Source organism: Actinomadura harenae (genome assembly GCF_003696215.1).
GTDB lineage: Bacteria > Actinomycetota > Actinomycetes > Streptosporangiales > Streptosporangiaceae > Spirillospora > Spirillospora harenae.
Genome location: NZ_RFFG01000021.1, coordinates 9,503 through 29,183, shown reverse-complemented (window position 1 = coordinate 29,183; position 19,681 = coordinate 9,503). Strand labels below are relative to the sequence as shown.

8 protein-coding genes are annotated in these 19,681 nt (G+C 74.4%); 5 read left to right on the top strand and 3 right to left on the bottom strand.

The features are described 5' to 3' along the window. Window position 1: 1 nt before the first annotated feature. A complete protein-coding gene (locus EBO15_RS14070) occupies window positions 2-757 on the bottom strand; it encodes a lantibiotic dehydratase C-terminal domain-containing protein (RefSeq protein ID WP_122194823.1) in 756 nt (251 codons plus the stop codon). Beyond that, window positions 754-1,659: a LysR family transcriptional regulator gene (locus tag EBO15_RS14065; RefSeq protein WP_122194822.1), complete on the bottom strand. Its 906-nt coding sequence runs from the start codon at window positions 1,657-1,659 to the stop codon at window positions 754-756. Before EBO15_RS14065 ends, EBO15_RS14070 begins: the two co-directional genes overlap by 4 nt. 118 nt (window positions 1,660-1,777) lie before the next feature. Here EBO15_RS14065 and EBO15_RS14060 point away from each other — a divergent pair, with 118 nt between their 5' ends. The 3 genes from EBO15_RS14060 to EBO15_RS14050 all read left to right on the top strand — a co-directional run bounded on the left by EBO15_RS14060 (window position 1,778) and on the right by EBO15_RS14050 (window position 4,888). After that, window positions 1,778-3,064: an SGNH/GDSL hydrolase family protein gene (locus EBO15_RS14060; RefSeq protein ID WP_199744523.1), complete on the top strand. Its 1,287-nt coding sequence runs from the start codon at window positions 1,778-1,780 to the stop codon at window positions 3,062-3,064. 79 nt (window positions 3,065-3,143) lie between these two features. Continuing rightward, window positions 3,144-3,668: a hypothetical protein gene (locus EBO15_RS14055; RefSeq protein ID WP_122194821.1), complete on the top strand. Its 525-nt coding sequence runs from the start codon at window positions 3,144-3,146 to the stop codon at window positions 3,666-3,668. Beyond that, entirely contained in the window at window positions 3,665-4,888 is a 1,224-nt protein-coding gene (locus tag EBO15_RS14050) for an MFS transporter (RefSeq protein ID WP_233616181.1), read from the top strand. Before EBO15_RS14055 ends, EBO15_RS14050 begins: the two co-directional genes overlap by 4 nt. Window positions 4,889-4,957: 69 nt before the next feature. On the opposite strand, the gene EBO15_RS14045 is transcribed toward EBO15_RS14050, so the two are convergent. Then, complete coding sequence (locus EBO15_RS14045) at window positions 4,958-6,541, bottom strand: MBL fold metallo-hydrolase (RefSeq protein WP_122194820.1); 1,584 nt, start codon at window positions 6,539-6,541, stop codon at window positions 4,958-4,960. A gap of 119 nt (window positions 6,542-6,660) precedes the next feature. Between EBO15_RS14045 and EBO15_RS14040 the strand changes: the two genes are divergently transcribed. Both EBO15_RS14040 and EBO15_RS14035 read left to right on the top strand, forming a co-directional pair. After that, complete coding sequence (locus tag EBO15_RS14040; RefSeq protein WP_122194819.1) at window positions 6,661-11,514, top strand: non-ribosomal peptide synthetase; 4,854 nt, start codon at window positions 6,661-6,663, stop codon at window positions 11,512-11,514. Continuing rightward, complete coding sequence (locus EBO15_RS14035) at window positions 11,511-19,634, top strand: non-ribosomal peptide synthetase/MFS transporter (protein ID WP_122194818.1); 8,124 nt, start codon at window positions 11,511-11,513, stop codon at window positions 19,632-19,634. The genes EBO15_RS14040 and EBO15_RS14035 overlap by 4 nt, the downstream gene beginning before the upstream one ends. Window positions 19,635-19,681 lie beyond the last annotated feature (47 nt).

The following is a 19,681-nucleotide window of genomic DNA, read 5'->3' as shown; positions in this document are numbered from 1 at the left end:
TTCAGGAGTGTTGGGCCCAGGCTTGGGCTCGGGCCACCGGGGACACGTTGTACTCGTCCTCGACGGCCGCGGCCAGCAGGTGGCAGAACAGGTAGCGCTGGAGCGGGGCGAGGCCGACTCTCGCCAGGTGGGCGTAGAGCATGTTGATCGCGAGGCGGTGGCCGAGGAACCAGGAGGACGAGAGGACCTCGGTCTTGTAGCGGCCGGTGCCGAGCAGGATCTCGTGGAAGTCGATGGTGTGCGGTTGCCGCATCTCGGGTTCGGGGCCGCGGCGTCCAGTGGCGGACGTAGTAGGGCCGCGTCGCTGAGCGAGGCTGCGGCGAGCTACGCGTCCGTAGGGATGGAGGCGGCGGTCATGGTCCGACATGCCCCCAGCGGCGGCGAAACGTTCGGCGGCACTGGCGTATCGAATCGGGTCCCAGGTGCCTTGCGCCGGGTGGGCGGCCAGGTGGTTCCTGAGTGTGGTCGTGGTCAGGGCCTCGACGGCGGCGGTCCGTCCGGTGGGGCGCAGACGCAGCCGCACGTGGGGGCCGCCCTCCCAGTAGCGGAGGACGAGGAGACCGGCCAGCAGGTCGTCCTCGTCCAGACGGCGGACCACCGCGCCGACCGCCTGCGCGATCAGGGCGTCGCAGGTCAGGGGCGTGTCGGGCCGGGGCCGGTCACGCTCGGAATCGGTCGGGCATCTACGCCTTTGGGGCGGCGCCGACGAGTCGGCGCCACGAGCTGACGGGGGTGATCGGCGGTGAGTTCGGCTCATCGTTCCGGTGGCCGGCGCGAAACGCTCTGGGCCACGAGTTCGGCGAAGCCCTGGACCCTCGCGGTTTGGCGGGATACGGGCCAGAGCAGGGCGTATTCGATCGGGGGCGCGTCGTGGAAGGGGACGATGACGACGTCCGGGCGCGCGTAGTACCCGCCGGCGCGGACGCAGGTGATCGAGACGCCCTTGCCCGAGCCGACCAGGGAGAGGGCCTCCTGCCAGTAGGTCGCGCCGGGGCCGTGGGGGATGGGCTGCCCGGACGGGGTGCGGCGGGGATAGTGGGCGTCCAGCCAGTACTGGGGGACGGCTTCGCCCGCCACGGGGATCAGGGTGGTGCTGGCCAGGTCGTCCAGCGACACCGACGGGCGTTCGGCGAACGGGTGGCCCGCGGGGACCATGAGGGCGCGGCGTTCGCTGAACACCACGGAGCCGACGGCGATGTCGGGTTCATGGATGGGGAGCTCGGTGAGCTGGAGGTCGACCTCCCCTGCGCGCATCGGCCCCAGCGGGTCGGTGAGCTGCACCTCCCTGTAGTGGACCTCCGCGTCGGGGTGGCGGGCCTGGAACAGGTCGGACGCGGCGATGACGGCCTCGCCCGACCAGGGCGCGGAGAAGCCCACGCGGATCGGTCCGGCGAAGCCGCGCGCGGCGGTGCGGGCCTGCCCGATCGCCCACTGGATCTGCCGGTGGCCCGGCAGGATCCCGTCGCGCAGCCGCTGCCCGATCGGGGTGAGGGCGACGTGGCGGCTGGTGCGGTCGAACAGGGGTGCGCCGATCTGGCGCTCGAGCTTCTTGACGATCTGGCTGACGCGGCCCTGGGCCAGCCCGAGCCGGTCGGCCGTGCGCCGGAAGTGCAGTTCCTCGGCGAGCGTCAGGAACGTCTCGATCTCATGCCGTTCCACGGCGCCTCCATCGGTGAGCCGGGCTCACCGGACGTGTCCAATGTCGATCTTGATCCGGACATTCTCGACCTTCAATGCTGGTCACGTCCAAATCGGGCATCTGACCAGAGGAAACACCATGATGAACACCAACCGCCGCCGCGCCCTCATGCTCGTCCCCGCCCTCGCGCTGGCCGTGGGGGGCACCGGCGCCGTCGCGGCCGCCGCGTCCGCCCCGGCCCGCGTCCCCGCCGTCGCGAACGGATGGACGACGGGCTGGGAGGCGGCGATGCAGCGGCCGAGCATCGGCTTCGAACCGAACTGGTCGGAGGCCGGATTCTCGCGGCAGACGGTGCGGCAGGTCGTGCGGGTCACCGACGGCGGGACGCGGCTGCGGATCCGCCTGTCCAACCAGTACGGCGGCTCGCCGCTGAAGGTGGCCGGGGCGACGATCGCCCGGACCGGGAAGGGCGCGGCGGTGAGCCCGGGGTCGCTGCGGCACCTCGCCTTCGGGCACGGCGCGCGCTCGGTGGACGTCCCGGCGGGCGGCCAGGTGGTGAGCGAGGCGGCGGACGTGACGGTGAAGCCGCTGGAGTCGGTGACGGTCACCCTGTACCTGCCGGAGACGACCGGACCCGCCACCACGCACCTCCAGGGGTACGCCACCACCTACCGGACGTCCGGGGACCACCGGGCCGACACCGACGGGTCGGCCTTCCCCAAGGGCGACACCACGCACTCGTGGTACTACCTGTCCGGCGTCGAGGCGGCCGGGGGACCGGCCCGCCGCGACACGGTCGTGGCCGTCGGCGACTCCATCACGGACGGGTTCGGATCCGGCAACGACGCCGACTCCCGTTATCCCGACCGGCTCGCCGACCGCCTGGCCTCGGCGGGACGGCAGCGGCCGGTGCTCAACGCGGGCATCGGCGGCGCCATGCTCCTGTCGGACTCGGCCTGGTTCGGGGAGAAGATCGGCACCCGGCTCCAGCGGGACGTCCTGGCGAACCCGCGCGTCAGCACGATGATCCTCCTGGCGGGCCTGAACGACGTCGGGTTCAGCGAGGCCGACATCCCCACGTTCAAGCCGAACCCCGACCGCGGCGTCGCCGAGCTGATCGCCGGATACCGCGCCGTCATCCGCCGGGCGCACGCCCAGGGCATCAGGGTGGTCGGCGGAACGCTGCTGCCGATGGGCGGCGCCGAGTACTACACGCCGAAGTCCGCCGCCAAGATCCGGCAGCTCAACCAGTGGATCCGCACCTCCGGCGAGTACGACGCGGTCGTCGACTTCAACAGGGCCGTCGCGGACCCGGACGACTCCGAACGGCTCCGTCCGGGCTTCGACAGCGGCGACCACAAGCACCCCAACGCGGCCGGATACAAGGCCATGGCCGACGCGGTGAACCTCGCCGACCTGCACTGACCTGACCTGCACTGACCCGACCGCTCCGACGCCCGCCCGGGACGCACCGGGCGGGCGGCACGCCACGAACAGGAACCCCATGGACACCTCTGGTGCGCCCCCGGCGCATCTGGCCTCGCTGCTGCGGCACTTCACCGATCTGCGCGACGGCACCCACGGACACCCGCCCGCCCGTCCCGTCCGCGACCGGCCCGGCAAGGAACTGCTGTTCCTGCGAGCGGTGCCGCTCGTCGACCCCCACGCCCGCCGGGTCCTGGACGAGATGAACACCCACCTGCTGCACGGCACCGGACAGGTGCACGCCACCGGCGTCCGCCGCACCCCGGAACGCGGCCTGGACGCCCGGTGGGAGTTGTCCTGGCCCGCGCAGAAGGCCGCCGGTCTCGCCCCGGTCCTCCTGCACGCCTTCTACGGCGCCGGATTCCATCACCCGCACCTTCAGGGAGGGACCGTGGGCCAGTGGCCGTTGAACGTCGTCACCGAGCGGGACGCCGCCGCCGAACTGCCCACGCTCCGCGCCGTCGCGGCCGCCGACCTGCACAACCTCGTCTTCCAGGGCGGCCATCGGATCGTCCCCGCCGACGCCGGGGCGGACCCGGCATGACCACCGAGTCGATCACGGGAACGCCCGTGTCCGGGACGGCGCGCGCGATGCCCGGGGCGCTCCTGGCCCTGGCGGTCGGGGCGTTCGGCATCGGCCTCACCGAGTTCGTCATCGCGGGGCTGCTGCCGGAGATCTCCGCCGACGTCGGCGTCTCCATCCCGGCGGCGGGCCTGCTGGTCTCCGCGTACGCGATCAGCGTCGCCGTCGGCGCGCCGCTGCTGACGGCCGCCGGAACCCGGGTCCCGCGCAAGACCATGCTGGCGGGGCTCATGGCGCTGTTCATCGCGGGCAATCTGATCTCCGCGCTGGCGCCGTCCTACGGTGTGCTGATGGCCGGGCGGATCGTCGCCGCGCTCACCCACGGCGCGTTCTTCGGCATCGGCTCGGTGGTCGCGGCGAGCCTGGTCGCCCCGGCCAGGAGGGCCTCGGCGGTGGCTCTGATGTTCACCGGGCTCACCGCCGCCAACGTGCTCGGCGTGCCGCTGGGCACCGCGCTCGGCCAGCAGCTCGGGTGGCGTTCGACGTTCTGGGCGGTCACCGCCGTCGGAGTGGTCAGCCTGGCCGGCATCGCCCTGCTCGTCCCGGCGCGGCCGTCCGAGGCGTCCGGCGGCCTGCGGGCCGAGCTGCGGGTGTTCGGCCAGGTCCAGGTGTGGCTCGCGCTGGCCGTCACCGCGCTCGGGTTCGGCGCGGTCTTCGGCACGGTCACCTACGTGGCCCCGATCATGACCCGTGTCGCGGGCTTCGGCTCGGGCGCGGTGCCGTGGCTGCTGGTGCTGCTCGGTGCGGGACTGTTCGCCGGGAACCTGGCGGGCGGACGGGCCGCCGACCGCCGTCCGATGCCCGCGCTGTACACCTCGCTCGCGGGCATCACGCTGGTGCTCGGCGTGTTCGCGGTGACGGCGCACGCCCGGGTGCCCGCCGCGCTGACGCTCCTGGCCCTCGGCGTCACCGGGTTCATGCTCGTGCCCGCCGTCCAGACCCGGGTGATGGAGAAGGCGGCGGACGCGCCCGCGCTCGCCTCGGCCGCCAACATCGCCGCCTTCAACCTCGGCAACGCCGTCGCCGCCTGGCTCGGCGGCGGCGCGATCGGCGCGGGTCTCGGGTACACGGCCCCGGCCTGGATCGGTGCGCTCCTCGCCGGGGCCGGCCTGCTCGTGGCCGTCCTGGCCGGTGCGCTCGACCGCCGGGCGCGCCCGGCGGTCGAGGCCGACGTTCAATGAGGACGCCGCCGCCTCGGCGATGGGTCGGGGGGAACCTCGCTGAGGCGGCGGCGGGTCAAAGGGGTGGGGTCACCAGCGCCATTCGCGCCGGCCGTAGAGGTGGCCGGAGCGGACGCTGTTCTCCGCGCACCACGACTCGAACTTCTCGATCTGCTTGAGCTGGTAGGAGTCCTCGTTGTAGCTGGTGGCCATGACGTGGCCCAGCCAGGGCTCCTCGCCCATCGCGTAGACGTAGGCCTCGTCGGCGCCCAGTTCGGTGACGATGGCGGCGGCCTGCTCGGCGTCCGAACCGGAGAGCTTGCGGGTGATGTTCATCGCGCGCGGGACGGGCTTGGTCAGCAGGGCCTGGTAGAGCCAGGTCAGGGGCGCGCCGTCGCACTCCATCCCGACGAAGGCGACGTCCGCCTTGCCGAGCTGGCCGCGGACGTGCCGGTAGAGCATCGGGTCGATGCCGGACGAGTCGGCGCCGACGAAGATCCTCCGGCCCGCGAGCTCGATCCAGTAGGTCGACTTGGCGCGGATGTCGAGGTCGGCGTGCTCGCCGAGGAACGGGGTCGCGGTCACGCGGCCCCCGGGGAAGGGGACCTCCTCGAACGAGTCGACCTCCACGACCGGGAAGCCCGCGCCCTCCAGGTACAGCCTGAGGGACGGGTCGGCCATCCCCCCGCCGGACGAGCGGGGCACGACGACCGCGCCCACGCGTCCCCGGAGCTGGAGCAGGGTCTCCAGGACGACGTGGTCTTGGTGGCCGTGGGTGAGGAGCACCAGGTCGATGTGGTCGGGGAGGTCGGCGAGCGTGTAGCGGTCGGTGGCCGTCGTGTCGGCGCTGATGAACGGGTCGGTGAGGATCGCGGCCTCGGGCGTCTGGAACAGCAGGCAGGCGTGGCCGAGGTAGCGGATCCTCCCGCCGCCGTCGATGTGCCGGTCGGGGGCCTGGGACGGGTCGCTGGTGAGCAAGCCGGACAGCTGGGCGGCGCCCGCGTCGTCGAGTTCCAGCGCGTCGCGGAGGGACCCGAGCGTCGCCGGGCGCAGGCGGGTGCCGAACAGTGCGTCCAGACCCGGGTGCCGGAACGGGATCCCCAGGTCGAGGACGTCCGGGGAGGACAGGCGCGGGGTGCTGAGGACGAAGGGGCGCTCGACGCCCGGCTCGATCGACAGCTGGACCGACTGGCGCGCCTCGGTGTGCACCGCGCTGCGGTACACGACCGGCTCCAGGAAGCGCAGCGACGCCTGGCTGTTGGTGTCGTAGACGAGCTCGACGAGCCCGGCCAGCTCCGCCGGGAGCCTGGCGTAGAGCGGGGTCAGGTCGTAGCCCGTCGCGTGCTCGCGCAGCAGGTCCTCGGCCTCGACGACGGCCTCGGCGAAACGCAGCATCGGGGCGCGGTCCCGGCGGATGGCGTCCAGCAGTGCCCGGACGTCCTCGGCGCGCTCCTCGTCGATGTTGATGAAGTACCCACCGCGCAGCGCCGGGTTCCGGCTGGCCTCGGTGTGCGTCGACGGGGATTCCAGATACGACTCCAGGAGCGGCACCTGGAGGAACGCGAGGTTCATCGCGGCCTGGACGGGCGCCACCGAGTGGAACCACGCGGAGAACCCGTCGACCAGCGGCTCGATGATGACGTTCGGCCGGAGGAAGAGCCCTTCAGTGTTCATGGCCGCCAAGAATTCCGCTCTTCACTACAAAAGCGCTTCCGGCGGCGTGTATCGCCTTTATAGAGAGAATATAGTGGGCCCTCTTCCGTTTTCTTCCGTTCTGCTTAGAGTCGGCTGCCGTGAACATTCAGCAGGCCGTTGCGGTGCAGGTGAGGAAGAACCCCGGCCGGATCGCCGTGGTCGCGCGGAATCTGCGCGTCACCTATGAGCAGTTGGAGCGGCGGTCCGACCGGATCGCGCACGAGTTGCTCCGGCGGGGAGTCCGTCCGGGAGAGGCCGTCGGGGTCCTCATGGACCGGGGTGTCGATCTGGTTCCCGCTCTTCTGGGAACGCTCAAGAGTGGTGCCGCATATGTGCCCCTCGACCCCGCGCATCCCCTGGACCGGCTGGCGTACATGGTCGCGGACAGCGAACTGCGGCATGTCGTCACGCTTCCGTCTCTCATCGGACGGGTTCCGGTCGGCGCCTCCCCGGTGCTGGTGGACGCCGTGGAGGACGACGCGCAGGAGGGCGACGCCCAGGTGGGCGACGCGCTGGAGGGTGACTTCGGGGTGCCCGTCCCGGAGGACTCGGCGGCGTACGTCATCTACACCTCGGGGTCGACGGGGAAGCCGAAGGGCGTCACCGTCGAGCACCGGAACGCGCTGAACCTGCTGGCCTGGGTGGGCGAGACCTGGGGAGAGGCCGCCACCGGCGGCTGGCTGGCGTCCACGTCGATCGGGTTCGACCCGTCGGTGATGGAGATCTTCGGCCCGCTGGTCCACGGCGGGACCGTCATCCTCGCCGACGACCTGCTCGCCCTCCCCTCGCTGCCCGCGGCCGGCGAGGTGACGGCGCTGGGTGGCCCGCCGCCGGTGCTCTCCGCGCTGCTGCGCTCGGGGCCGCTGCCGCCCTCGCTGCGGCTGGTCTACTCCGGCGGCGAGCCGCTGCCGGGCGACCTGGTGGAGCGGTTCACCGCGGCGGCGCCCGGCATCCGCTTCTTCAACTGCTACGGGCCGACCGAGTGCACCACGCAGGTCCTGGCGCACGAGGTGTCCCCGGGCGAGGGCCCGGTGCCGATCGGGCTGCCGATCGCGGGCGCGGACGTCACCGTCCGGGACGCCTCGGGACGCGAGGTCGCCCCCGGCGAGACGGGCGAGCTGGTGGTGGCCGGGCCGGTCGTGACCCGCGGCTACCTCGGCTCGGACCCCGGCGGGTTCACCAAGCTGGACGGGGTCGGCTGGGCCTACCGGACGGGCGACCTGGCGCGGTTCGAGGACGGCGTCTTCTGGTTCGCGGGACGCGCCGACGCCCAGGTGAAGATCCGCGGGCACCGGGTGGAGCCGGGAGAGGTCGAGCACGCGCTGACCGCGCATCCCGCCGTGTCGGAGGCGGCCGTCGTGGCCGTCCCGGACGCGGACGGCACCCATCGCCTGATCGGCTACGCCGTGGCCGCGACGTCCGGCGCGTCCGAGGAGGAGCTGCGCGAGCATCTGGCGGCGAGGCTGCCCTCGCCGCTCGTCCCCGACCGGATCGTGATCCTGCCGTCGCTGCCGCTCGGCCCCGGCGGCAAGCTCGACCGGGACGCCCTGCCCTCCCCCGCCGCGCCCGCCGGCCGGGCGCCTGGCACCGCCGACGAGCAGCGGGTCGCCACGATCGTCGCCGACGTCCTGGGCCTGCCCGAGGTGGGCGCGGACGACGGCTTCGCCTCCCTGGGCGGCCACTCCCTGGCGGCGGCCCGCGTCGTCGCGAGGGTCGCGTCCGACCTCGGCGTCCGGGTGCCGCTGCACGAGTTCCTGGCCGCGCCGACGGTGGCCGCTCTGGCGGAGCTCGTCGCCGAGGCGCCCCGGGCCCTCCCTCGGCCGCGGCCGCGCGCCGAGACGCACCTGCTGAGCGAGGTGCAGCGCGGTCTCTGGGCGATGCGCCAGATCGACCCCTCGACGCTCGCCACCACGATCGGCCTGCGGCTGCGGGTGACCGGCACGGCGGACGCCGCCGCCGTCCGCTCGGCCCTCGACGGCATCGTCGAACGCCACGAGTCGCTCCGAAGCCTCGTGGAGACCGTGGACGGCGAGCCGGTCATCCGCGTCGCCCCGCCCTCCCCGGTCCCCGTCACCGAACACGATCTGCGATCGCTCGACGCGGCCGGGCAGGAAGAAGAGGTGTCGCGTCTGGTCGCGACCCTGAAGCCGCTCGACCTGACCGCGGACACGCCGCTCCTGCGCGCCGTCTGCGCCTGGACGGGCCCGAACACCGCCGAGCTGCTGCTGGTCACCGACCACATCGTCTTCGACGGCTGGTCCGAGCGCGTCCTCCGCGAGGAGCTGGCGGCGGAGCTCGCCGGGCAGGCGCCCGACGCGCCCCCGCTCCAGTTCGGCGACCTCGTCCCCGACGCGACCGAGGATCCGTACTGGCGCGAGGCCCCGTACTGGCGCGAGGAGCTCGCCGGGGCGGTCATGCCCTACGACCTGCTCGGCGACCCGGACCGCGTCCCGGGGCCGCGCGGACGGCGGGTCGGCAGGCCCGTCGACCCGGCGCTGCTGGACGGCGTCCGGGGGCTCGCCGCGCGTCTCGGGCTGACCCCGGCGGCGGTGCAGCTCGCGGTGCTGGCCACGGTCGTCGGCGGCCTGTCGGGACGCACCGAGACCACTCTCGGGCTGTCCGCGACCGTCCGCGACCGTCCGGGGCTGGACCGGGTCATCGGCCCGCTCCTCGACGTCCTTCCCGTCCGCGCCGACTTCGCCGACGATCCCGGCCTCGGCGTCCTCGCCTCGCGGGTGAGCGAGCGGATCACCCGCGCGTTCGGCCACCGGGACGGGCTCGCCGCCGCCGTCGCGGCCGCCGTCCCGCGCGCCCACGGCGCCAACCCCCTGCCGGTGGTGCTGGCGTTCCAGCCCGACGAGGACCCGGTGACGCGGATCGGCGACGTCCGGGTCGAGCTGGGCGGCGAGCTGGACATGGGCGGCGCCGTCACCGAGCTCACCCTCCTGATGAACGCCGGTGCCGCGGGCCCGGAACTGGTGGCGGAGTACGCGACCGACCGGTACACCGAGGAGCAGGCCGCGCTCGTCGCGGACGCGTTCCTGGACGCGCTCGCCCAGGCCGTCGCCGACCCCGGGCGCACGGTGTCCTCCCTCGACCTGGTCTCCCCCGCCGAGGACGACCGCCTGCGGACGCTCGGCACCGGCCCCGCCCTGCCGGACGCCGCGGTGTCCGGCGCCGCGACGGTCGTCGAGGCGATCCTGCGCGTCGACCCGGCGCGTCCGGCCGTCGCCTCGGCGAAGGGCGTGCTCACCTACGGCGAGCTGTTCGACCTGTCGGAAAGGGTCGCGTCCGCGCTGGTCGACGCCGGGATCCGCCCCGGCGAGCCGATCGGCGTGAGCCTTCCGCGCGACCACCGGATGCCCGCGATCCTGCTGGGCGTCCTGCGCGCCGGGGCGGCCTACGTCGCCATGGACCCCGACCTGCCGCCCCTCAGGCTGGCCATGGTCGCCGAGGACTGCGGCATCCGCCACGCGATCGTGCTCGGCGAGCACGCGCTCCCCGAGCTGGTCCTCCACGACGCCGAGGCGCTGATGGCGGCGGCCACCGGGGCGGCGCTGCCCGAACCCGATCCCGGACGGCCGGCGTACCTCATCTTCACCTCGGGCTCGACGGGACGTCCCAAGGGCATCCAGATCCCGCACCGCGCGATCGCGGCCTTCGCCGGCGCGATCCACGCCGATCCGGGGATGACCGGGGACGACGTGGTCGTCGCGATGGCCCCGCTGGTGTTCGACATGTCGTCGTTCGAGTTCTGGGCGACGCTGTCGGCCGGCGCCCGCGTGTACGTCGCCGACTCCGCCACCGCGCGGGACGGCCGGGCGCTCGCCGCCCTCCTCGACTCCGCCGAGGCGACCGTGATCATGGCGACGCCGAGCAGGCTCCGGCTGCTGGTCGCCGAGGGCTGGGCGGGACGTCCCGCCCTGCGCGTCCTGATCGGCGGCGAGATCCTGGACGACGCGCTCGCCAGGGAGCTGACGGCGCGGACGGCGGGCGCGTGGAACGTCTACGGCCCGTCGGAGGTGACCGTGGTCTCCACCGTCCACCCGGTGGCCGCGCCGCCGCACGGCTCCCAGGTCGCGATCGGCCACCCGATCCCGGGCGAGCGGATGACCGTCGTCGATCCGCTCGGGCGGCTGCTGCCGCTGGGCGTGCCGGGCGAGCTCTGGCTGAGCGGCCCCGGCGTCGCCGACGGCTACCGCGGCCGTCCCGACCTGACCGCGGCGGCGTTCGTCCCCGCCGCCGGGGACGGCGGCATGACGTACCGCTCGGGCGACCGGGTCGCCTGGCGTCCCGACGGCTCAGGCGGCCACGTCCTGGTCTTCCTCGGCCGCCGCGACAACCAGATCAAGCTCCGCGGCTACCGGATCGAGCTCGACGAGATCGACGCCGTCCTCCGCGAGCACCCCTCGGTCGTCGACGTCGCGACCACCCCCGGGCCCGGCGGCGACGCCGGTCTCCGGGCGCACGTCGTGGCGTCCGGCGACGTCGCCGACGAGGACCTGTTCCCCGCCATCGAGGCCCACGCGCGGGACCGCCTTCCGGCGTACATGGTCCCCCGGATGTGGATCAGGCACTCCGAACTCCCCCGCACCGTCAGCGGCAAGCTCGACCGCCGCGCCCTGGATCCCGTCGTCGACGATCCCGCCGACGAACCCGCCGAAGCCGAGGACGCCGAGCCAGGAGGAACCGGCGCCGGGTCGCTGGTGGAGCTGGTCGCGGAGGTCTGGGGCGCCGTCCTGAAGGCGAGCGGGCTCGGCCCGGAGGACGAGTTCTTCGCGCTCGGCGGGACGTCGCTGATGGCCACGCGGGCGACCGTCCGGCTGCGGGAGGCACTGGGCTACGACCTGCCCGTGTGGGCGCTGTTCGACCACCCCGTCCTGGCCGACTACGCGGCCGAGGTGGAACGGATCCTCCTGGAGGAACTCGCTGGAGAGGAGGCGGGCGCGTGACCGAGGTGTCACAGGACCGCGTACGTGAACTGCTCGACCGCCGGGTCGCCGCCGCGCGCCGGGCGCCGGCGGGGATCCCGCGCGGCACCGGCGACGGGACGCTCTCGCCGGTGCAGCGCCGGATGTGGCTGGCGGGCGCCGCGGAACCCGACAGTCCGGCCTACAACGTCCCGGTCGTCCTGCGGCTGCGCGGGGTCCTCGACGTCCCCGCGCTCGAGGCGGCGCTCGCGGACCTCGCGGCGCGGCACGAGGTGCTGCACTCGCGGATCGTCGCGGGCGAGGGCGAGGGCGAGCCGAGGGCCGTCCCGGGCGGCGCGCCCTCGGTGGCGCGCGAGCGGATCGAGGCCGCCGAGCTGGACGCGCGGCTGACCGCGCTCGTCGAGCGGCCGTTCCGGACGGCCGAGGAGATCCCGTTCCGTCCCACGCTGATGGAGATCGACGCCGAGGAGCACGTGCTGGCGCTCATCGTCCACCACCTGGCGGTCGACGCCGGTTCGCTGCCGCTCCTGGTGGACGAGCTCGCCGCGCTCTACCGGTTCAGGACGGGCGACGGCCCCGCGCTCGACCCGCCCCCGCTCCAGTACGGCGACGCCGCCGCCTGGCTCAACGACCGGGCCACGTCCCCGGCCGCCGAACGGGCGCTGGACTGGTGGACCGGACGGCTCACCGGCCTCGACCCCGCGCCGGTGCTGGCGCCCGTGCCCCGCACGGGCTGGTCGGGCGCGGAACTCGACATCGACCTGGACCCGGCGACGGTCGCGGCGGTCCGGGATCTGGCGCAGGGCTCGTCGGTCTTCATGGTGCTGCTGGCCGCGCTCCAGGTCCTGCTCGCCCGGGTCGGCGACCCCGACGTGGCGGTCGGCGTCCCGGAGGCGGGCCGGCGCCACCCCGACCTGGAAGGGGTGATGGGCTGCTTCATCGAGACCCTCGTCGTCCGGGACACCGTCGACCTGGAGGCCACCGGACGCGAGCTGATCCGGCGGGCCCGCGCCGCGGCCCTGGACGCCGTGGGCCACGCCGAGGTGCCGTTCGACCGGGTGGCCGAGCGCGTCGCGCCGGGACGCCCGCTGTTCGGGACGCTCCTCAACGTCGTCCCGCCGCCGCACGCCCCGACGGGGTTCCCCGGCCTGTCCGCGGAGGTCGTCGACGTCCCGATGACCGCGGTGAAGGCCGCTCTGACCTGGACGTTCATCGAGGACGGCCCGGACCTGCGCGGCCGTCTGGCCTACCGGAGCGACGTCTACGACGCCGGGACGGCGCGGCGCCTGGCGGGCTGGTTCGGCGCGCTGCTGACCGGCCTGGCCACCGATCCGGACCGGGCCGCCGCGGACCTCCCCCTGGAGCCGGGAGCCGACCACGTCCTCAGCGCCCCGGCGACCGACCGGGACCCCCGCGCCGTCCACGAGCGCTTCCTCGACCATGCCCGGCTGACGCCCGGCGCGTGCGCCGTCGTCGCGTCCGACGGCACCCTCACCTACGCCGAACTCGCCGACCGCGCCCGGCGGCTCGCCGGCCTCCTGCGCGCGCTCGGCGTCACCCGGGGCGACCACGTGGGCGTTCTCATGGAACGCACGCGGGACCTCCCGGTGGCGCTGCTCGGCATCCTCATCGCGGGCGCCGCCTACGTGCCGGTGGACGAGACCGCGCCGCCCGGCCGGGTGGCGCGGCTGCTCTCGGACGGCGGGATCGCCATCGCCTCCCCCGCCCTGGCCGACCGCCTGCCACCGGGCCTCACCGTCCTGTCGACGGACCACCTGGACGACGCCCCGCCGGAAGCCGCAGAGGGCGCGAGTACCTCGCCCGCCCCCTCGGACCCCGCGTACGTGATCTTCACGTCGGGTTCCACGGGCACGCCCAAGCAGGTCGTCGTGGGGCACGGCAATCTCGCCGCGTACCTGGACGCCGTCGCGACCCGGGTCGGGCGCTCCTCGTCCTACGCGCTGGTCTCCACGATCGCCGCGGACCTGGGCCTGCTGAACGTCTTCGGCGCGCTCACCACGGGCGCGACGCTGCACCTGCTGGACCTGACCGCGTCGACCGACCCGGCGCTGTTCGCCGAGCGCGTCCGCGGCGTGGAGACCTTCAAGTGCGTCCCGAGCCATCTGGAGGCCCTGGCCGCTCACGCGCCGCTCGCCTCGCTCCTGCCGGAGCGGCTGCTCGTCCTCGCGGGCGAGGCCGTGCCGTGGTCGCTGGTGGACCGCGTCGCGCAGGAGCGTCCCGATCTGGAGGTGCAGGTCCACTACGGCCCGACGGAGACCACGGTCTCGGTGCTCGGCTGCCTCGGGGCCGGCGCCGCGCGGGAGTCGGCGAACGTGCCCCTGGGGTGGCCGTTCCCGGGAGTGAGCTGTTTCGTCGCCGACGCCGCGGGCCGTCCGCTGCCGTACGGCGTGCCCGGCGAGCTGTGGATCGGCGGGCCGCAGGTGGCGCGGGGAGGGCTGCACCGGTCGGGCGACCGGGCGCGGGTCCGTCCCGACGGGATGGTGGAGTTCCTCGGGCGGATCGACGACCAGGTGAAGGTGCGCGGCCACCGGATCGATCCGGGCGAGGTCGCCGCCGCCTGCCGCGCCGTCCCCGGCGTCGCCGAGGCGGTCGTCCTGGGCACGCCGGACGGGCTCGCCGCCTGGCTGGTCGCCCCCGGACTGGACGAGGCGACCGTGCGGCGGACCCTGCGGGGCACGCTGCCGGACGCCATGGTCCCGTCCTCGTTCACGTTCCTGGACGCCCTGCCGCTGACCGTCAACGGGAAGATCGACCGGGCCCGGCTGCCCGCTCCCGTCAGGGCCGTCCGGGAGGCCGGGGCTCCGTCGTCGGCCGCCGAGCTGCTCGTCGCCGAGGTCTGGTCCGAGGTGCTCGGCGTCACCGGCGCCGGCCCCGGGGACGACTTCTTCGCCCTCGGCGGCGACTCCTTCTCTGCGGTCCGCGCCGCGGCGCTGCTCGCCGGGCGTCTCGGCTCCGCGGTGCCGCCGCGGCTGCCGTTCGACCATCCGGTCCTCGCCGACCTGGCCGGGGCGCTGGAGTCCCTGACCGGGGACGCCGAGGAGCCGATCCCCCGGCGCGACGCGTCCGGGCCCTGGCCGCTGACCCCGCTCCAGCGCCGCCTGTGGCTGGCGAACGAGGTCGACCCCGACACCACCGCGTACAACGTCCCGGTGCTGCTGCGGCTGCGCGGCGACCTCGACCTTCCCGCCCTGCGCGCGGCGGTGAACGGGCTGGCGCGCCGCCACGAGATGCTCCGCACCCGGGTCGTCCTCGTCGACGGCGAGCCGCACGGGATCACCGGCGACCCCGCCGAGGTCCCGCTTCCGGTGGAGACGGTCCAGGATCTCGACGGCCGCCTGGCGGAGCTGACCGCGCGTCCCTTCACGCTGGCCGAGGAGGTCCCGTTCCGCGCGACGCTGCTCGCGCTCGGGCCGCGCGAACACGTCCTGGTCCTGCTCCTGCATCACATCGCGAGCGACGCCCGTTCCCGGGGCGTCCTCCTCGAGGATCTGGCGGCGCTCTACTCCGGCCGCGCGCTGACCCCGCTCGACGTGGGCTTCCCCGACGTCGCCGTGTGGCAGCACGGCCGTCCGGCCTCCTCGTGGTGGACCGAGCGGCTGGCGGATCTTCCACCCGAGCTCGACCTTCCGTGCGACGGCGCGCGGGAGGGCGGGTCCGCCGCGGGATTCCTCCTGCTGGAGCTCGGCGACGAGCTGGTCGCGGGGGTGCGGGGCCTGGCCGCCGACGCCGGGGCGACCGTCTTCATGGTGCTGCTCACGGCGTTGCAGGCGACCCTCGCCCGCGTCTCCGGGAGCGACGACGTGGCCGTCTCCGTCCCCGAGGCGGGACGGCGCCACCGTGACGCCGAGCACCTCGTCGGCTGCCTGCTGGACACCCTCGTCGTCCGGACACGGCTGGACGGCGCGCCCACCGGCCGTGCGCTGCTGTCCCGGATCCGGGGCGAGGTGCTCGACGCGTTCGCGCACGCCTCCGAGCCGTTCGAGCCGCCGCCCCTGCAGGTCCTGCTGAACCTCTACCCGGCCCCGGGCGCCGTGACCGGGTTCGCCGGACTCACGGTCGAGGCCTTGGAGACGCTGCCCACGACCGCGCGGTTCGACCTGAGCTGGACGGTCCAGGACGACGGATCCGGGCTGCGCGGCGGACTCACCTACCGGCGCGACCTGTTCGACATCGGCACGGCCCGCCGGATCGCGGGGTACTTCACCTCCGTCCTCACCCAGCTCGTCGCCGCGCCCGACGGCCCGCTCGACGAACTCGTCCTGGACCCCGGGGCCGACCCGGTCCTCACCGGGCCGCCCGTGTCCGGCACGGACGAGCCGACCGGCCTCCACGAGCGGATCGAACGCCGCGCCGCCCTCACCCCGGCCGCCACCGCGGTCGAGGCGTTCGACGGCGCGTACTCCTACCGCGAGCTCGACGGCCTCGCCAGCACACTGGCGGCGAACCTGCGGGCCGCCGGGGTGAACCCCGGCGACCGCGTCGCGGTGCTCCTGCCGCGTTCCCGCGACCTGCCGGTCGCGCTGCTCGGCGTCCTCAAGGCGCGCGGCGCCTTCGTCCCCCTGGACGACGCCGCTCCCGCCGACCGCGTCGCCGCGATGTGCGCGACGGCCGGCGTCCGCGTCGCCGTCACGACCGCCGACCTCGCCGAGCACCTTCCCCAGCACGTCACCAACATCGCGCTCACCGGCCTCACCCCGACGGACGGCCCGGAGGGCACGGAGGACACGGACGGCACGGGAGGCACGGCGGGGAGCGACCTCGCGTACGTGATCTTCACGTCCGGGTCGACGGGCGCGCCCAAGGGGGTCGCCGTCGAGCACGGCAACGTCGCCGCCTACCTCGACGGCGTCCTCCCCCGGGTCGGGGAGCACCGCTCCTGGGCCCTGGTCTCCACGATCGCCGCCGACCTCGGCATGCTGAACGTCTTCGGGGCGCTGACGACCGGCGGGACGCTGCACCTGTTCGACCGTGACACGGCCGCCGACCCGGAGGCGTTCGCCGCCCGGATCGAGGGCGTGGACTTCCTCAAGTGCGTGCCCAGCCATCTGGAACTGCTGGCCTCGCACGGGGACCTGGCGTCGGTGCTGCCCGAGCGGCTGCTGGTGCTGGCGGGCGAGGCGGTGCCGTGGTCGCTCGTCGACATGATCGCCGAGGTGCGGCCCGACCTGGACGTCCAGGTCCACTACGGGCCCACGGAGACGACGGTGGCGGTGCTGACCTGCACCGCGCTGGACGAGGCGCGCAGCACCGCGAACGTCCCGCTCGGCCGTCCGCTGCCCGGCGTCCGGTGCCTCGTGGCCGACGCCCGGGGACGCCCGCAGCCGCCCGGCCTGCCCGGCGAGCTGTGGATCGGCGGACCCCAGGTCGCGCGCGGCTACCTCCAGGGCGCCGACTTCGGCGAGTACTACCGGTCGGGCGACCGGGTGCGCGTCCGGCCCGACGGCGTGGTCGAGTTCCTCGGACGGATCGACGACCAGGTGAAGATCCGCGGCTACCGCGTCGAGCCCGGCGAGGTCGCGGCGGTCTGCCGGACCCTGCCGGGTGTCACCGCGGCGGCCGTCCTGGCCGTCGGGACGGGCTCGGCGCGGCGCCTCGCCGCCTGGCTCGTCACCGACGAACGCGCCGAGGACGGCGTGTCGGACGCGGCCGGGGCGCGCGGGATCCTCCGCGCCCTCCTGCCCGACTACATGGTCCCGTCCACGATCACGTTCCTGCCGGAGCTGCCGCTCAACCCCAACGGCAAGGTCGACCGCGCGCGCCTTCCCCTGGACGCCCCCGAGACCGACTTCGCGGAGCCGGAATCGGAGGCGGAGAAGCGCATCGCCGCGATCTGGGCCGAGCTGCTGGGCCTGGAACGCGTGGGAGCCGACGACGACTTCTTCGCCCTGGGCGGCGACTCGTTCCAGGCGGTCAAGGCCGTCCAGGCGATCGACCCCGGTCTGCGGGTCATCGACCTGGTCACCAACCCGACCGTCCGGGAACTGGCCGCCAGGCTCGGCACGACCGGCGAGGCCGGGCTGCTGCACCGCCTGAGCGGCCCGCGCCAGGGGACCCCGACGGCGACGATCGTCTGCGTCCCCTACGGAGGCGGATCGGCCGCCGTCTACCGCCCGCTGGCGGAGGCGCTGCCGGACGGGACCGAGGTCCTCGCGCTGGAACTGCCGGGCCACGACCCGGCCCGTCCGGACGAGCCGACGCGTCCCCTGGAGGACGTCGTCGACCAGTGCGTGGCGGAACTGGCCGAACGGACGACCGGCCCCATCGCCGTCTACGGCCACTGCGTGGGCTCCGCCCTGGCGACCGCCCTCGCGCTGCGCCTGGAGGAGACCGGCGTCGTCGTCACGGGCGTCCACGTCGGCGGCAGCTTCCCCACGGCCCGCCTGCCCGGACGCCTGTCCGCGTGGTTCAACCGCCGCCTTCCCGCCGACCGGTGGCTGTCCGACCGCGCCTACCGCGACGCGCTCCGCTCCATGGGCGGACTCCCCGAGGACCTCGAAGGGCCCGCCGTGGAGACCGCGGTCCGCGCGATCCGCCACGACGCCCGGCAGGCCCAGGACTGGTTCACCAAGCGCCTGAGCGACCCGCGGAGGCTACGCGCCCCGATTCAGGTCATCGTCGGTGAAAGCGACGGAGCGACCGACCTCTACCAGGAGCGCTACCGCGAATGGGAGGCGTTCTCCCCCGAGGTCTCCCTCTCCGTCGTCCCCCTGGCCGGGCACTACTTCCTCCGCCACCAGCCCGAGACCCTCGCCTCCTTCGTCGCCGACCCGCCGCCGCCCGAACCGCACACCGAGACGGCGCCCTTGGCGAAGTCGGGAATGCGCGGGTTCCACATCGTCGCCGCGGGACAGCTGGCGTCCATGGTCGGCAGCTCGCTCAGCTCCTTCGCCCTCGGCGTCTGGACGTACCAGCAGAGCGGCCAGGTGCTGAACTTCGCCCTCGTGACGATGCTGGCGCTCCTCCCGGCCGTCCTCGCCGGACCCCTCGGCGGCGCGATCGCCGACCGCCACGACCGGCGCAAGGTGATGCTCGCCTGCGACGGCCTCAGCGGCCTCGCCATGGCCGCCACCGCGCTCCTCCTCTGGCGGGGCGGCCTGACGTTCGCGGCGGTCTGCTGCGTCGTGACCGTCCTGTCGGTCGTGTCGGCCTTCCACCGTCCCGCCTACCTGGCGGCCGTCGCGCAACTCGTCCCGAAGCCCTACCTCCCGCAGGCGAACGCCCTGGCCCAGGCGGGTCTCGGCCTGGGGACGCTGGTGGCCCCGCTGGCCGGAGGCGCCCTCATCGGCCTGGCCGGCCTCCCGACCGTCGTCGCGGTCGACGTGGCCACGTTCGTCATCGCCCTGCTGACCCTCGTGGCGGTGCCCTTCCCCAACCGGATGTTCCGCAGGAGAGAGGAGTCGTTCCGCTCGGCGCTCGCCGGAGGCTGGCGGTTCATCGTCAAACGCCCGCCGCTGCTGGTGATGGCGGTCTACTTCATGGGCGTCAACTACTTCACGGCGCTCACCCTCTCGGTCGTGTCCCCGATGGTCCTGGCCCGCGGCAGCGCCGTCGAGCTGGGCGTCGTCACCGCGGCGGGCGGGCTCGGCGCCGTGCTGGGCAGCGTCCTGATGGTCCGCTGGGGCGGGACGCGGCGGCTCGCCGACGGCATGATCGGCTTTGTCGTCGTCGCCGGGATCGCGACCGTCGTCACCGGACTCGCGGGCGTGACCGCCCTCGTCCCGCTGGTCGCCCTCGGCCTCGCGCTGCGCTGGGGCTCCACGAGCATCATCAACACCCACTGGCTCGCGATCATCCAGCTCAAGGTGCGCATGGAGCTGCAGGGACGCGTCCTCGCCACCAACCAGATGATGGCCACGGCCATGACCCCGCTCGGCTACCTCAGCACGGCCCCCCTCGCGGCGGGCGCCGGAGCCCTCACCGGGGCGGGACGCGGCGGCTCGCTCGGCTGGCTCCTGGCCGTGATGGGCGTCCTGCTGACCGGCTGGGGCCTCGCCGGCCTCCGCCTGCGGCGCCTGCGCCACCTGGAGGACCTGCTGCCGGACGCGCTGCCCACCGCCGAGACCACCCGTGACCTGGACGAACTACAGGAGGAGGCCGACCGCTCACTGACCGGCCACTGACGGCACTGACGGGTTAGCACCATTGACACCGCGGTGTGACGCCGGTA